Here is a 14,952-nt window from a genome sequence, read left to right on the forward strand (position 1 = left end):
TCATCCCTCCAGCGTGAAGCCGACCCGCAGTGTCACCTGGTAGTGGCGTACGGCATTGTTCTCGATGTGGCCGCGCGTCTGCACCACCTCGAACCATTTCATGTCGCGGACAGTCTTGGCGGCGCGGCTGATCGCGTTCTTGATCGCATCATCGATCGAGGTCTCGGACGATCCGACCAATTCCAGGATCTTGTAGACGTGATCCTTCTCGGCGGTGGGCATGCTGTGCCTCCCTGTGTTGTGGCGGGCCTGGATATGGCTCCCCCAGTGCATATGGGAGCGCCGGGCCTCCACTCTGAACGGGCACCCTGCGCTTCGGGTTCCCTGCTCGGCGATGGCCCGCATGCGCCAGCCGAGTCCATTCGCGCAAGCCCAGCGGCTCGCCCAGGACGATCGCGGCGGAGCCGACGCCGACGACGGGAACGATCAGCATGCCGGTCGAGGCCACGGCGATGGCGCTCACGCTCGGCGGCGTGACGCTGGCGTTGCAGCGATCTTAGGGACGCTGTTGCGCCGCCTGCGGCAACGCCGGCGCAGGCTGCGTGCCACGCCAAACCAGTTGCAGAAGCAGAACCAGCAGCGCCATCAGCGCAAAGCCGCCGATGGCCGGCGCGAAATGCTGATCGAGATCCACCTTCTGTCCGAACTGCACGGCCAGTCGCGCCGATTGCAGCAGGCCATAGCCGCCGGCGAGCAGGATCAGGCCATAGGTCACGTCGCGCTCGCGCGGGCTCGCCATCCTGACGAGATCGGGCAGTGCCAGCGCAAGGCCGATCCCGAGGATCGGCAGGTCGTAATCATAGGCATAGGGGCTGATCATCACCGACACCATCACGGTGACGCCAAGCGCAAATTTGGACGACAGGCCGCGGGCGGCGCCGACGAGGACGGCGAGCAAGGCAAGGCCGGCAACGGCAACCTGGCCCCAGAAGGCGGCGCTCGCGGGAAAGCCGGCCATGTAGAGCGCGGCATAGGCCGAGATCATGCGGAAGAGCGGATAGAAGCCCTGCTCGAGATAGCTCGCCGATTCCCTGATCGACCCCAACCATGCGATCCAGATCTGCCAGCCGAACAGCAGCGTGCAGAGCAGGGAACTCGTCAGCACGACCAGCGCCGCGGTCGCGAGCGCGATCCAGCGCCGCGTCGCTAGCAGGTAGACGCCAACGGCAATCGCAAGGTGCGGCTTGATGACCATGGCGCCGAGCGCGAGGCCGGCGAGCCATTGCCGCCGCTCGACATGGAGGCAAACCAGCGCGATTAGCGCGCCGGTGAGAAAGCCGTTCTGCCCGCAGCCGATGGTGATCGCCAGCGCCGGAAACAGCACGACCAACACGTGTGCGAAATTCGCGCCCGAGATCGCGCGCAGGGTCACGAGATAGAGCGCGAGCGTCGCGGCGGTAAACATCAGATAGCCGACGCCGACCGGCATGAAGGCGAACGGCGCGAGCAGGAGCGCGTATTGCGGTGGATAGGTCCAGGGCATGAAGCTGGTCATGCCGCCGGCAGCCTCCATCTGCATCTTCAGCAGCGCTTCGAAATGATAGACTTGGTCGAGGTCGCCGCGCCAGACGCGCTGCGCGACGATGTGGAAGGCATCGAAATCGGCGAGCTCGCGGGTTGCCCAACTACCCCAGCGGGCGAACCAGAATGTCTTGAAAGCCACGATCACCGCCAGCGCGGCCAGCGCGAAACGCACATAGGTCGTCCGCTTCGACGGCGAGAGGCGAACCTGTTCCAGTGTTTCGGCGAGCATGGTGGCAGCGACCTCGAACCTGACGGATGGGCGGCCGGGCGGGTCCGCAGATCCCCGCCAAACTGCCATCGGAGGCTTAAGGGACGGTAACGAATAGGGAAGGATTTTGGCGGGGAGCGCCTGTCTGGCAGACTAGCGGCGCGAGGATCCGGGCCGGTTCAGGCCGCGATGCCTTTTCGAAATCGCCCGCGGGCGGCGGACGGGCGCGCTTGCCCGTTCAGGGACCGCCGAGCTAACCTTTGCGCGTTTCCCGGCATGTTGATGTGCGGTGATGATCCATCGTTGGACGAAGGGCGCTCTGGTTGCAATCGGTTTGTCAGCCGTGCCGGCGCCTATTGCCGCACAGGACGAGCTGCATGACGCGCCGCGCAGCCTGTCGCTGCAAGTCACCACCGATCCTTCCACGATCGAGTGCCGCAAGCTGGAGACCATCGATCCCACCTCGCTCGTGTTCCTGCCGATGCGCCGGACGTTCAACGACGATTTCGACGAGCATCCGCTGTCGCATGGACGCTGGGTGCCGCACTACGCCGGCGGCGCAGCGTGGCCGGAGGCACGCTATTGGGGCGGCGACGGTTCCGACTTCAAGCGCAAGACCAGCGCCAATGGCGAGCAGCAGATCTATGTCGATCCACGCTATGCGGGGCGCGCGGGGACGCCGCTCGGGCTTGATCCGTTCAGGGTCAAGGACGGCGTGCTGTCGATCGTCGCCAGCCGCACGCCGGCGGAGTTGAAGTCGGTGCTCTTCAACAACGAGTTCATCTCGGGAATCCTGACGACGCAGGGCACCTTCGCGCAGAAGCACGGCTACTTCGAAATCCGCGCCAAGGTGCCGGTCGGCCATGCCGTGTGGCCGGCGTTCTGGATGCTGGCGGATGACGGCGGCTGGCCGCCGGAGCTCGACGTGCTGGAGGGCCGCGGCGAGCGGCCCGGCGATCTCGTGATGACCACGCATTGGCGGATTCCGTCGACCCAGAAGATCCAGTCCTGCGGCTTCGACTTCGCGATCGACGACGCGTCGAGGGCTTTCCACAATTACGGTGTGCTGTGGGAGGAGGACCGGCTGGTTTATTTCATCGACCGCAGGCCGGTCTCCGACATCAAGGTGCCGATCGGCTTCGACGATCCCATGTACATGATCGTCAATCTCGCGATTGGATCGAAGTTCTTTCCAGGCGTCAGTCAGGTCGATGCGGAGACGCCATCGAGTGTCGCATTCGAGATCGACCGGATTTCCGTCTATCAGATCGATATGGAGCAGGCGCGGAGATAGCGATGTCGGCAAAAGTCTCGCGGCGCGATTTTGCCAAGCTCGCGGGCCTGACCGCCCTTGGTGCGGCGGCAGGCGCGCGGGCCGCGGAGAATGAAACGCCCGCGTCGCCCGCGTCAGGCGCGCCCTTCCCGAAGAATTTTTTGTGGGGCACGGCGACCTCGTCCTACCAGATCGAAGGCGCCGTCAACGAGGACGGCCGCGGCAAGTCGATCTGGGACATTTTCAGCCACACGCCCGGCAAGATCGAGGACGGCTCGACCGGCGACCGCGCCAACGAGCATTATCATCGCTACAAGGACGACGTTGCGCTGATCAAGGCGCTCGGCGTCAAGGCCTACCGCTTCTCGATCGCATGGCCGCGCATATTCCCGGACGGAGTCGGTCAACCCAATTCCAAAGGGCTCGATTTCTACAACCGTCTCGTCGACGAGCTGCTCGCGAACGACATCGAGCCTTACGCCACGCTCTATCACTGGGACCTGCCGCAGACGCTCCAGGATCGCGTCGGCGGCTGGCAGTCGAGCGACACCTCGAAAGCCTTTGCCGACTACGCCGCCTACGTCGCCGCGCGTCTAACTGATCGCGTGAAGAACATTTTCACCGTGAACGAGGTCGGGCGCTTCGTGAATTTCGGCTATGGCTGGGGCATCGACGCGCCCGGCCTCAAGCTGCCGACCGCGCAGCTCAACCAGGCCCGCCATCACGTCGCGCTCGCGCACGGTCTCGCTGTGCAGGCTATCCGCGCCTCGGGCCGCGCCGGCACGCGCGTCGGTGCGGCCGAGAACATTGCGGCCTGCGTGCCGGCGATCGCCACACCGGAAAACATCCGCGCCGCCGAAATCGCGACGCGCGAGCTCAATGCCGGCTTCCTCGGCGTGGTGCTGGAGGGCAAATACACCGACGGCTTCCTCGCCTATGCCGGCGCGGACGCGCCCAAGTTCACGGCCGAGGAACTGAAGATCATCGGCACGCCGAACGACTTCGTCGGGTTGAACATCTACGCGCCGCAGTTCTACGTCACCCCCTCCGACAAGGCACCGGGCTTCCAGGTGCTGCCGTTCCCGAATTCGTTCCCGCACATGAATTCAGAATGGCTGCGGGTCGGCCCCGAGGTGATCTACTGGGCCCCGCGCCTCGCCGCAAAGATCTGGAGCATCGAGAACATCTACATCAGCGAGAACGGCACCTCGTCCGAGGACAAGATTTCCGCCGACGGCCAGGTCTACGACCTCGACCGCATCATGTTCCTGCGCAACTATTTGACCCAGATGCAGCGCGCGGTCGCCGAGGGCGTGCCGATTCGCGGCTATTTCCTCTGGAGCCTGATGGACAATTTCGAGTGGATTTTCGGCTACGGCAAGCGCTTCGGGCTCTACCGGGTCGACTTCGAGACGCAGGCGCGGGTGCCGAAACTGAGCACGGCGTTCTATCGCGACGTGATCGCGCGCAACGCGATCGGGGTGTGAGGCGGAGGCGAAGTGCTCACGGCTCGATCTTGCATTCGAACGCGGCGCCAGAGCGGGCGTGGGATTGACGTCGGAGCATGCGATCCCTGGGACGGCATGGTTGCGCCGATCGATCGGGCACCATTTGCCATCCCGTTTGGCCCAGCTAATGCCACGATCGCGCGGTGCGAAATAGACCGGCTCGTCATATTGCGGCTCGGCCATCACATGCCCGGCGGTGTCGACCAGCCCCCATTTGCCGCTTCTCAAGAACGTCAGAAGGCCGAAGTCGAGATTGATGCCGACACGCTCGGCGTCGGCGTCGATCCAGACCTCGCCGCTGGGAGACAGGATCACACGTTTTCCGCCAGCCTGAGAAACGATCGCGCTGTCGATATCGCACATGACACCCGGACGGGGCTGCATGACCCAGGATTGATCCTTGATCCGGATGATCCCTGTTGCACCGGCGCTTGAGACAAAGGCGGTGCCGTCCGGTCGAACTCGCGCAGCGTCGAATTTTGGCTCGATCAGCCACGTCCCGTCCGATGTCATAACGCCGCGCTTGCCGGCAATGGATGCGACCAAGGGATCGGCGTTGTTCGAAAGGTAGTCGAACTTCGGCTCGATGAGCCAGCTTCCGTCGGACCTTATGCGTCCCCACTTTCCGTCGATCTTGACATCTTTGGCGTCAGGTCCGGCCGGCGTGACTGCGTCGAACCGCATCGGCATAAGAGGCCTGGAGCGTGCGTCGACCAACTGGAACTTGTCGCCGGTCTTCAATGTGTATGGCGGCGCGCGGCCGCATGTCGCGTCGATCAACCGACCTCCGGGCGGTTGCAGGGGGCTTCCGTCTTCCGTGTAGTACAGCCATTCCTTGTTCTTATACGCGACCAGTCGCCGGTCTTGGCAAGGCTCGACGGGTTGATCGAAGTCGGCGCCGAGCAATACGCGGCCATCGAGGTCCAGAAGGCCCCAGCGGTCCGCTTGCTTGAAGTGCCATCCGAATGGCAATTCGGAGTGCGGCTCCCGGTGCCGGGCAATCGCTAGGTGAATTTGCTGATAGCTTGTTTGAAATATCCAGGAACCGGACCGATCGATCACACCGACACTGCCGTCGCGTTCGGCCGATGTGCGTCCGATGCCGAGCCGGAACGGCCAGGCCTTGTCGAAGACCGGCTCGATGGTCAATTGCCCGCTGCCATCGACGAAGCCGACCTTGCCGTCGAGAGTCACGCGCGACAGGCCGTCGCTTAACCCCTCCACCTTCTGAAATCTCGGTTGAACGAGCCAGTTTCCGTCGGCCTGCAAAAGCCCCCAAAGTCCGTCGCTCTCGACCCATCGGACTGCCGGATTCCCTTTATCGAATTCCCGCGGCGGCAGCCCCGGCGGCTGGATCCATTGACCGGACATATCGATGACGCCGCCATTCATGAAATCGAAGGGGAAGGACACGCTGACGCCATCTGTGGTGTGGGTGACCGTGATTCCGGAAAAATCCTCGCTGCCGACCTTTCCGCCGCGTCGCCGAACATCCGATACCTGGAAGCGATCGGGGCCGATCGCTTCGATGAACCCGTATGCCGGTGCGAAGATCGTCTTGCCGTTGCGATCGATCAGGCCCGATCTGCCCTCGACCTCGACTTGCGCGAAGCCAAACTTGTAGTCGTCCACGAGGCTGTATTGCGGTGTGACGACCTCGTGTCCTTCGTCGTTGACGAAGCCGTAGAGCCCTCCGATGCGGACTGCGGCGCGCTTCTCCGCGAAGTTGCCGACCCAATCGTATCGCGGTGGCACTGCCACCGAACCGTCACGCCAAACCGCACCGCACAGGCCGCCGGGGAAGGTGCACATGGCTAATGGAAAATCTGTGGGCTTGCCTGATCCCGAACGGTCTCTGGTCGCGACCTTGGCCTGAAGGATGGCCTTGCCGACAGGAGTGAGCTCCGACGGCGTGTCCTGTGCAACCGCGCCATTCGCGAATGAGAAAACAACCAATGCGACTCTGAACCAGCTGCATGCACCCATCGCGACCTTCCCGGTATTCCGGTTCGGTCGGATACCGATGATCCGTGGCGACAACGTGTCCTGGCCCTGCGTCACAACCAAAGCGATTGACCGGCATCACGAATGTCAAACCCGCATGTCGCATTTTGAGGCAGCGCTCAGGCATCCCGGCCGCCCTGTTGCAATCGAAACAAAGATCCCGCGATCGGAAACATTCCCGTAGTGCGGCCCACGCACAGAGGGGCGGTGAAGCAAACCACCAAGGGAATGAACATGAGTCGTCATTTCGGCCAGCGTGCAGTCGTCATCGGCGCGGGGATGGGCGGATTATCCGCTGCGGGTGCTCTGTCCTCCGCGTTCAAGGAGGTCGTCATTCTTGAGCGAGAGACTCCACCCGCCACCGTCATGTCCCGTGCCGGCGTTCCCCAGGACCGGCATCCGCATCTTCTGCTGGCCGGCGGATTGCAGGCGCTCGACGCGCTGTTTCCGGGATACCAGCAGGATCTTGCCGACGCCGGCGCGGTGCCTGTGAACGCCTTCAAGGACGTTCAGTACGAGCGGCCGGACGTCGGCGCGCTGCCGCGGCGCGACTGCGGCACCACGCTGCTCTGCGCCTCGCGGCCGCTGATCGAGCATACCCTGCGCCGAAAGGTCGTCGCGATTCCCAATGTCAAATTGCAAGCGCAGAGCCGTGTGACGGAGATCGTGCCGGCGGCGATCCGGCCGATGGTCAAGTTCGAGAGCGACACGGGCGTGGGTGCTGCGATCGAGGCTGATCTCGTGGTCGATGCCTCCGGCCGCGGCGCGCCGACGCTCGGCCTGCTCGATGTGCTCGGCTGGGAAAAGCCGCAGGAGACCGCCGTCGGCGTCGACATCAGCTACACGACCGCGGTTCTCAGGCCCGGGCGCAATTCGTTCAACTGGCAAATTCTGGTCACGTTGCCCGATCCGGCGACGTCGGCAATAGCCGGGTTGATCGTTCCTCTCGAGGGCGGCCGCTGGTTCGTGACGATTTCCCATCACGGCGCGACGGATCGCCCGAAGACCTGGGAAGAGTTTCTCGCCGTCGCGCGCCAGCTGAAGACACCGGCGGTCTATAACGCGATCTACAAGCTGCTGCCGCCCGGCGGCCTCAGGCACTTCGTGCTGGACGAGAGCCGTTGGCGGCATTTCGAGCGGCTCGAGCGACTGCCGCGCGGGATCCTTCCGGTGGCGGACTCGCTGTGCCGGTTCAATCCGGTCTACGGGCAGGGCATGACCGTCGCAGCTCGCGAGGCGAAGCTGCTCAGCGATATCGTCGATCGCGTGGCCGGGGAGCCTGACCCGATCGAGGCGCTCCAGGCCGCGTTCATGTCCGCGGTGGGTGCGTTGCTTCAGGCGCCCTGGAACATGGGCGTGAGCGCCGATTTCGCCTATCCGACCACACGGGGCGAGCGGCCGGAGCGATACGAGGAAAGCCGCCAGTTCGAAGCGGCCCTCTTCCGCGCGGTCGTGGCCGATCCCGTGGTTCAGAGGGCATTCTCGGACGTCCTGCAGCTCATGGAGCCGTTCGAGCTGCTCAATGAGCCTGATATCCGGCAGCGAATCGAGGCTCATTCCCTGGTGCAAAGTGCCTGACGCTCGATGAGACGAAGACCCGTCGGCAAGCCGGCGGGTCTTTTGCTTTTGAGGTCAGGAGAATCGCCACACGTGCAACGGTGAGCGCTGTCTCGGCCTACGGATCCAGTTCCGTATCCCAGTAGAGGTAGTCCAGCCAGCTATCGTGCAGATAGTTCGGCGGGAACAGGCGGCCGTTGCGGTGCAGCTGGTGCACGGTCGGCGCGAACGCGCTCTGGCGCGGAAACATCTTGGCCTGCGCCGGGGTGAGATTGCCCTTGCGCAGGTTACAGGGTGAGCATGCCGCGACCACGTTCTCCCAGGTGGTCTGGCCGCCTTTGCTGCGCGGGATGATGTGATCGAAGGTAAGGTCTTCGGGCGAGCCGCAATATTGGCAGGCGAAACGATCGCGCAGGAAGACGTTGAACCGGGTGAAGGCCGGGTGGGTGGTCGGCTTGACGAAGGATTTGAGCGAGACGACGCTCGGCAGCTGCATTTGCAGCGTGGGACTGTGGACCGCCTGATCGTAGTGAGCGACGATGTTGACGCGATCGAGAAACACCGCCTTGATCGCGTCCTGCCACGACCACAGAGACAGTGGGTAGTAACTCAGCGGCCGAAAGTCCGCGTTGAGGACCAGCACCGGCCAACTGCCTTGCGAGACATGTGCGTTCAAGTAACGCTCCCGGCCTCCAATATACGCTGCGAAGCAGCATGTATTGACATACTACATGCAGCGTGACGGGATTGTGAAGCCCGTTGAGCGACTTATTCAGGCGCAAGCAATACGGCGGCGGGGTGGCAAACGCTCAAAAACGCCGCGATTCGGGGAGGGTCCATGCGAGGCTGGTTGGCCGCGCTGCTCGCGGCCGTGCTCGGCGCGGCGCCGATTTGCGCTGTTGCGGCTGAGGATTATCCGATGCGCCCCGTCACCACGATCGTTCCCGGCGGACGATCTCAAACAATTGATCGCGTGGCTGAAGGCCAATCCGGACAAGGCGTCGGCGGTGACGGGAGAATTATACCCGCTCCAGCTTCTGCAAGCACCGCGTCGCGCGCACCACGGCCGGCATTTCCTCGTTCGGAAAGCTCGTCGTCCAGTTGGTGACACCGACCTCGCCGACATAGATGTCGCCCCTTGAATCCAGCGCGATGCCGTGCGGTGCCAGGAATTTGCCGCTGGCAACGCCAGGGCCGGCTTCGCCGCCGAGCCGCGCGATGCGCTTGCCTTGCGCATTGACGATCGACAGCCGCGGGCCGATATTGGGCACGTTGCGGTTGATATCGAGGCCGGGACCGAGCTCGCCGATGACGAAGGTCGGGCTCTTGGCTCCGCCACAACAGCACAGCGCGCAGGGGCGATGCAGGTTGTTCCACTGCGTCTCGTATTTGCCCTCGCCGTTGAACACCTGCACGCGATGGTTCTCGCGGTCGGCGACATAGACCCAGCCATCGGCATCGGTGGCGATATTGTGCACGATGTTGAACTGGCCGGGATCGGTGCCCGGCTCGCCCCAGCTCTTCATCAGCTTGCCGTCCGGCGTGTATTGGTGCACGCGCGCATTGCCATAGCCGTCGGAGACGTAGATTTCGCCCTTCGGCGACAGCGCGGTGTGGGTGCAGCGATGGAACGGCTCGCCGCTCATGAACGGCGCCGGCTTTGCGGGAATGCCGATCGTCAGCAGCACCTTGCCGTCGGTGGTGCATTTGCGCACGGTGTGGTCGCCGTCATCGGTGCAGTAGAGATTGTCGTCGGCGTCGATGTGCAGGCCGTGCGCGCGGGTGAACAGGCCTTCGCCAAAACTCCGGAGGAAATTTCCCTCGCGGTCCAGCACCACCATCGGATGTTCGCCGCGGTTGAAGACATAGACCCGGTCCTTGCTGTCGACCGCGACCGAGGCGACGTCGGTGAGCTGCCAGCCGTCCGGCAGCTTTGCGAAATTTTCGACGACGCGGTAGCGGTGCTCGCCGGTGCCGAGAATGGCTGGCATTGTGCAGTCTCTCCTCTATTCTCTGTCGCGGTGCGACACTGTCTCCACGTCGTCATTGCGAGCGCAGCGAAGCAATCCAGAATCTTTCCGTGGAGACAGTCTGGATTGCTTCGCTGCGCTCGCAATGACGGTGTTGCTCAAGCCGTGCTCATCGATGCAGCCGCAACTCGTCCCAAAATCCCTTCCTCGATCGCCTTGATCTGCAGCGCGAGATATTTCGAGTTGATCCGGCATTGCGCGAGGCTGCCGGCGATGAACCACAGGCCGGGCTGCTTCGTCCGCGCATACATGTTGCGCAGCTCAAAGCCGTCGCCAAAGCCCCAGACCGGGCCGACGCGGTCGGCGACGGCATCGCCGAACAGCTTTCGCACCAGATATTCCTGCGGCTTGTAGCCGGTGGAGAGCACGATGAGATCGGCGGTGATGGCCGTGCCGTCCTTCATCTGCGCGCCGTTTGCCGTAAAGCTCGCGATGTCCTCGAACTGGCTGAGCTTGATCGCACCCTCGACGATCAGGTTGGAGCAGCCGACGTTGAAATAATAGCCGCCGCCGCGGGTGAGGTATTTGAACTGCCAGCCGGTGCCGGCCTCGCCGAAGTCGAGCTTGAAGCCGACGCGGCGGAGGCCGTCGAGCAGCTCCTTGTCGAGCTCCTTCGATTGCTCGGTCAGCATCACATGCGTCCTCTTCGCCAGCGGCGTCGGCATCGAGGCCGCGATCAGATCGTTGTCCTCAAGCGTGCCCTCATTGTAGGTCGCATAGGCCAGCTGCGCCGAGGGCTCTATATTGGTGACGAGCGTGGGCGAGCGCTGCACCAGCGTCACCTCGGCGCCACTGGAATAGAGATCCTGCGCGATGTCGTGGCCGCTGTTGCCGCTGCCGATGACGATGGCGCGCTTGCCGATCCAGTTCTCGCCGTCCTCGTAGCGGCTCGAATGCAGCAGCGTGCCTTTGAATTTATCAAGAGTTGGAATGTCCGGGACGTTCGCGATGCCGCTGACGCCGGTCCCCAGCACCACATGACGCGGATGCATGGTGCTCTTGCTGCCGTCGGCGCGCCGCAGCGTCACCGTCCAGCGGCCCTTGGCCTCGTCATAGGCGCCGCCCTCGAACTCGGTGCCGGTCCAGAAATTCAGCTCCATCGCGTCGACATAGGCTTCGAACCAGTTGGCGAGCTTGTCCTTGGGGATATAGGTCGGCCAGCTCGGCGGGAACGGCATGTAGGGCATGTGATTGACCTGCACCTGGTTGTGCAGGGTCAGCGCGTGATAGCGCTTGCGCCAATTGTCGCCGATCCGCGCCTCGCGATCGACGATCAACGTGTCGATCTGCAACTGCTTCAGCCGTGCCGCGATCGCGAGCCCGGCCTGGCCGCCGCCGACCACCAGCACGGCCGGATCGCGGTCGGAATAATCGCGCGAGGCGTTGCGCAGATCGAGCCAGTTCGGCCCGCGGAAATCGCGCGAATAGGCTTGTCCCCGCGGTCGCGATGAGCCGAGCTGTTCCTCGAACCCCTTGAGCTCGTCGAGCGCGGTGAGCAGGGTCCAGGCCTTCAGCCGGTCGCCGTCGGCGGGATCAGGCATGAGGCGGACGATGCCACTGCCGCGGCCAAGTGCGGTCTCGAAATTGAAGATCGCCTCGATGTTGCTGGTGCCGGCGCGCGTCACCCAGCGCGGCGCTGCGCGGTTCGGCGCAATCTTGAAATGGCCCGGTGCCACCTTCGGCGCGAGCGTCGTCAGATCCCGTACGACTGTTTCACGGCCGGCAAGTGTCTGCAGGTTCCAGCTCAGCGCCAGCACGTCGCGCCAAAAGCTGTCGGCGAGGAAGAGGCGATCGAGCGCGGCGGGCTCGGGCTTGCCCAGCGTGCGCTCGAATTTATCGAGCCAGGCTTGCGCGGAGGCAGCAATATCCTTCGTACGATCCAGCATGCGCGACCTCGTGCCGTCTTCGCGGCGTTTCCTCGCGAGCATGATCCGGAAAAGTGTGCAGCGGTTTTCCGAAGAGATCATGCTCCAATTATTGAGGTGAACGCTATACCGGTTCTACGGCCGCCAAAAGCGCTTTACCCGAGCAGCGAGAGCATGTGGCCCTGCTCAGGCGGAATACGCCCCTTCAGCGTGTCGAGATAGACCTGCCGCACCGCGTCCGGTCCGCGGCTCTCGACGACGCTCAGGCATCTCTCCAGCATCGGCGCGAAGCCGGACCACGCCGCGCCAAAGCGCTGCTCGATGCCGCCCGGGCCCCATTCCTTGGCGCGCTTGCGGATCTGGTCGGGGGCGAAGAACCAGCGTGGCTTTGCGCCGGGCAGCGCGCCTTCGTCGGGTTCGGTGGCGCGATGCGTCATTCCGACGCGTACCGAGCATTTCATCTGATCGCAGAAATGCTGATGCAGTCCGGCGCGCAGTGCGCTGTTGCCGGCCATGTCGACGAAGGCGGCTGGCGCGTCTGATGGCAGCGACGTCACGCGATCATAGGTGACGACCTCGTCGTAACATCCAAGCGAGGTGACGAAGCCGGTATTGCCGGCAGAAGTCAGCCCGATCACCTTGCGGCCGCGGGTATGCAGCAGATGCGCGAGGCCGAACGCGGTCTTGCTCGATGCGCTCGACAGCAGCACCGTGCGCGCACCGAAATCGTCGTTCTCGGCGAGGAAGTCATCGACCAGGAACGACAGCATGAACAGCGGCCGCAGCAGCGCCTGGTAGTCGCCCTGCCTGCCGGCATAAGTGGGATCGCCGCTGACGCGTGCATAGGCGTTGTAGACCGGCGCGACGCCCTGCCGGTGCGCAGCACCGTCACGCAAGCCGCGCTTGCTGACGTCGGTGGCTTCGATGACGAGATGCGTGGCCATGGGAAAATAGCCGAACAGGTGCTCGCCGACCGGAACGTTCGGATGGTTCGAGGCGATCACCTCGCCAAAGCCCCACACCGGAATGTTGCCGAAGCCGGCGGGTGCCGGAAACAGTTGCCAGTATTTCAGCTCGTCGCCGAGCACGGCATAGGTGATGTTGTTGGCGGTCAGCGCGAAGCGGTCGACCTTCACCAGCAGTGCGTCCTGCGGCAGTGCATCCGCTGCCGGCAGCTCGGTCGAGATCGTCTTGCAATTTTCGAAATCGTCTCGCGCAACGATGAAGTCGGTGGCTGTCATGATGTCAGATCCCGGCTTGTGTCCGTGCGGGCATCTGATCGATCACACGCACGCCGTTTGCAACAGCAACATAGTTTTAAACGCTGTTTGCCTACTTACGCCGTGAGCACACCCTCGCGCTTCTTCACCGCGCGATAATAGCTCCACCACAGATGCGCCGCCGCGCCGCGCAGCGGACGCCAGGGTTCGGCGAGTGGCGCCATCTGCTTTTCCGTCGGCCGCGCTTGCAGCCCGAGGCCGATCTTGATGCCCTCCTGCACGGCGAGATCGCCGGCGGGCCAGGCATCGCCATGGCCGAGACAAAACAAGAGATAGACGTCCGCGGTCCACGGCCCGATGCCGGGCAGCGAGATCAGCGTGTGATGCGCGGCGTCAGCGTCCTCCTCCGCGAGCACGTCGAGGTTCAGCCGCTGCGCGGTGATCTCGCGCGCGAGATGTTTCAGCGTCTTGATCTTGGCCGCGGAGAGGCCGAGCCGTCCCAGCCGGTCGGTGCGGGCGCGGCGCACGGCGTCATGATCGAACGGATCGAACGCGGCCGACAGCCGTCCCCAGATCGCCGCCGCGCTCGCGGTCGAGAGCTGCTGCCCGCAGACGATGTGGGCGAGCCCCGTAAAGCCCGGTTCGCGCCGCCGCAGGGCCGGCATGCCCGCGATCTCCAGCACGGGCTTGAGGCGCGGATCGCGCTTGATCAGGGCGTGAACGGCCTCTTCGAGATCGGATTGGGTTTCGAGGTGGATGGTCATGGCGGCTCAATCTGTGATGCGCGGGCTTGACCCGCGCATCCATCTCCTATCGTAACAGAGTCCTGGAAGATGGATTGCCGGGTCAAGCCCGGCAATGACGAATACACCGAGAACTCATGCCACCCGTTTTCCGATTTGCCCCCAGCCCGAACGGCTTTCTGCATCTTGGCCACGCTTATTCGGCGCTGCTGAACTTCGACTGCGCGCGCGAGGCTGGCGGGCGGCTGCTGCTGCGGATCGAGGACATCGATGCAACGCGCTGCCGGCCGGACTATGAGGCGGCGATCTATGAGGATCTCGCCTGGCTCGGAATCGCCTGGGAGATGCCGGTGCGGCGGCAGTCGGAGCATCTCGCCGAATATCGCGCCGCGCTGGACAAACTCTCCGCGCTCGGCCTCGTCTATCCCGCCTTCGAAAGCCGCGCCGAGATCGCAAAGCTCGTGGCCGCGCGCGAGGCTGACGCGCCGTGGCCGCGCGATCCCGACGGCGCGCCGATTTATCCCGGTCACGCCAAATCACTGCCCGCAGACGAGCGGGCGCGCCTGATCGACAGCGGGGCGCCTTACGCATTGCGGCTCGACATGGCGGCAGCCCGTCAGCACGTCGCCGGCCTGACATGGGGGGAGCTAGGCGAGGGACCCGATGGCGAGCGCGGCATCGTCGCCGCGCGGCCCGAGGCCTGGGGCGACGTCATCCTGGCTCGCAAGGAGACGCCGACCAGCTACCATTTGTCCGTCGTTGTCGATGATGCGCTCCAGGGCGTCAGCGAGGTCGTCCGGGGCCAGGACCTGTTTCACGCCAGCTCGGTCCATCGCCTCCTGCAAACCCTGCTCGGCCTGCCGGAACCGGCCTACCGCCACCACCCCCTGATTCGGGATGAGGCGGGGCGCAAGCTGTCGAAATCGAGCGGCTCGACCGGTCTGCGGGAGTTGCGTTCCGCCGGGACCTCGCCTGCCGGCATCCGCCGATTGGTGGGATTAGGTTAAGTTTCTCTGGGGG

11 protein-coding genes and 1 pseudogene are annotated in these 14,952 nt (G+C 64.1%); 4 read left to right on the top strand and 8 right to left on the bottom strand.

The genetic code is table 11. The annotated features are described in order from the left end of the window. On the bottom strand, positions 1-222 hold the full coding sequence (locus RAD16_RS03025) for a dodecin (RefSeq protein WP_458156390.1): 222 nt from the start codon (positions 220-222) through the stop codon (positions 1-3). Between the two features lie 274 nt (positions 223-496). Continuing rightward, complete coding sequence (locus RAD16_RS03030; RefSeq protein WP_458156391.1) at positions 497-1,753, bottom strand: glycosyltransferase family 87 protein; 1,257 nt, start codon at positions 1,751-1,753, stop codon at positions 497-499. A gap of 271 nt (positions 1,754-2,024) precedes the next feature. Between RAD16_RS03030 and RAD16_RS03035 the strand changes: the two genes are divergently transcribed. Both RAD16_RS03035 and RAD16_RS03040 read left to right on the top strand, forming a co-directional pair. Then, entirely contained in the window at positions 2,025-3,026 is a 1,002-nt protein-coding gene (locus RAD16_RS03035) for a glycoside hydrolase family 16 protein (protein WP_458156392.1), read from the top strand. 2 nt (positions 3,027-3,028) lie between these two features. Continuing rightward, positions 3,029-4,492, top strand: coding sequence for a GH1 family beta-glucosidase (locus RAD16_RS03040; RefSeq protein ID WP_458156393.1), 1,464 nt, complete (start codon positions 3,029-3,031; stop codon positions 4,490-4,492). Positions 4,493-4,624: 132 nt separating this feature from the next. Here the strand turns inward: RAD16_RS03040 and RAD16_RS03045 are convergent. Next, positions 4,625-6,499, bottom strand: a pseudogene (locus RAD16_RS03045) (WG repeat-containing protein); the annotation flags it as partial. Positions 6,500-6,751: 252 nt separating this feature from the next. On the opposite strand from RAD16_RS03045, the gene RAD16_RS03050 reads away from it, so the two are divergent. Beyond that, complete coding sequence (locus RAD16_RS03050; protein WP_458156394.1) at positions 6,752-8,095, top strand: NAD(P)/FAD-dependent oxidoreductase; 1,344 nt, start codon at positions 6,752-6,754, stop codon at positions 8,093-8,095. Between the two features lie 97 nt (positions 8,096-8,192). Here RAD16_RS03050 and RAD16_RS03055 read toward each other — a convergent pair whose 3' ends face one another. From RAD16_RS03055 to RAD16_RS03075, 5 genes are all read right to left on the bottom strand, one after another. Continuing rightward, the gene (locus RAD16_RS03055; protein WP_008142962.1) at positions 8,193-8,750 is read right to left on the bottom strand and encodes an HNH endonuclease; all 558 of its coding nucleotides are present in this window, start codon (positions 8,748-8,750) and stop codon (positions 8,193-8,195) included. A gap of 343 nt (positions 8,751-9,093) precedes the next feature. Further along, a complete protein-coding gene (locus RAD16_RS03060) occupies positions 9,094-10,065 on the bottom strand; it encodes a peptidyl-alpha-hydroxyglycine alpha-amidating lyase family protein (RefSeq protein WP_458156395.1) in 972 nt (323 codons plus the stop codon). A gap of 137 nt (positions 10,066-10,202) precedes the next feature. Next, positions 10,203-11,990, bottom strand: a complete 1,788-nt coding sequence (locus RAD16_RS03065; protein ID WP_458156396.1) for a flavin-containing monooxygenase — start codon at positions 11,988-11,990, stop codon at positions 10,203-10,205. Positions 11,991-12,124: 134 nt separating this feature from the next. Beyond that, positions 12,125-13,210, bottom strand: a complete 1,086-nt coding sequence (locus tag RAD16_RS03070; protein WP_458156397.1) for a DUF2855 family protein — start codon at positions 13,208-13,210, stop codon at positions 12,125-12,127. Positions 13,211-13,305: 95 nt separating this feature from the next. After that, positions 13,306-13,953, bottom strand: coding sequence for a DNA-3-methyladenine glycosylase family protein (locus RAD16_RS03075; RefSeq protein ID WP_458156398.1), 648 nt, complete (start codon positions 13,951-13,953; stop codon positions 13,306-13,308). Between the two features lie 116 nt (positions 13,954-14,069). Between RAD16_RS03075 and gluQRS the strand changes: the two genes are divergently transcribed. Beyond that, positions 14,070-14,939, top strand: a complete 870-nt coding sequence (gene gluQRS / locus RAD16_RS03080; protein WP_458156399.1) for a tRNA glutamyl-Q(34) synthetase GluQRS — start codon at positions 14,070-14,072, stop codon at positions 14,937-14,939. Positions 14,940-14,952 lie beyond the last annotated feature (13 nt).

Source organism: Bradyrhizobium sp. 18BD (genome assembly GCF_054185225.1).

Bases quoted from the DNA above. Each gene is read 5' to 3' on its own strand.
- RAD16_RS03075 (WP_458156398.1), bottom strand. From the start codon at position 13,953: ATGACCATCCACCTCGAAACCCAATCCGATCTCGAAGAGGCCGTTCAC.
- RAD16_RS03060 (WP_458156395.1), bottom strand. From the start codon at position 10,065: ATGCCAGCCATTCTCGGCACCGGCGAGCACCGCTACCGCGTCGTCGAA.
- RAD16_RS03050 (WP_458156394.1), top strand. From the start codon at position 6,752: ATGAGTCGTCATTTCGGCCAGCGTGCAGTCGTCATCGGCGCGGGGATG.
- RAD16_RS03040 (WP_458156393.1), top strand. From the start codon at position 3,029: ATGTCGGCAAAAGTCTCGCGGCGCGATTTTGCCAAGCTCGCGGGCCTG.
- RAD16_RS03025 (WP_458156390.1), bottom strand. From the start codon at position 222: ATGCCCACCGCCGAGAAGGATCACGTCTACAAGATCCTGGAATTGGTC.
- RAD16_RS03030 (WP_458156391.1), bottom strand. From the start codon at position 1,753: ATGCTCGCCGAAACACTGGAACAGGTTCGCCTCTCGCCGTCGAAGCGG.
- RAD16_RS03070 (WP_458156397.1), bottom strand. From the start codon at position 13,210: ATGACAGCCACCGACTTCATCGTTGCGCGAGACGATTTCGAAAATTGC.
- RAD16_RS03065 (WP_458156396.1), bottom strand. From the start codon at position 11,990: ATGCTGGATCGTACGAAGGATATTGCTGCCTCCGCGCAAGCCTGGCTC.
- gluQRS (WP_458156399.1), top strand. From the start codon at position 14,070: ATGCCACCCGTTTTCCGATTTGCCCCCAGCCCGAACGGCTTTCTGCAT.
- RAD16_RS03035 (WP_458156392.1), top strand. From the start codon at position 2,025: ATGATCCATCGTTGGACGAAGGGCGCTCTGGTTGCAATCGGTTTGTCA.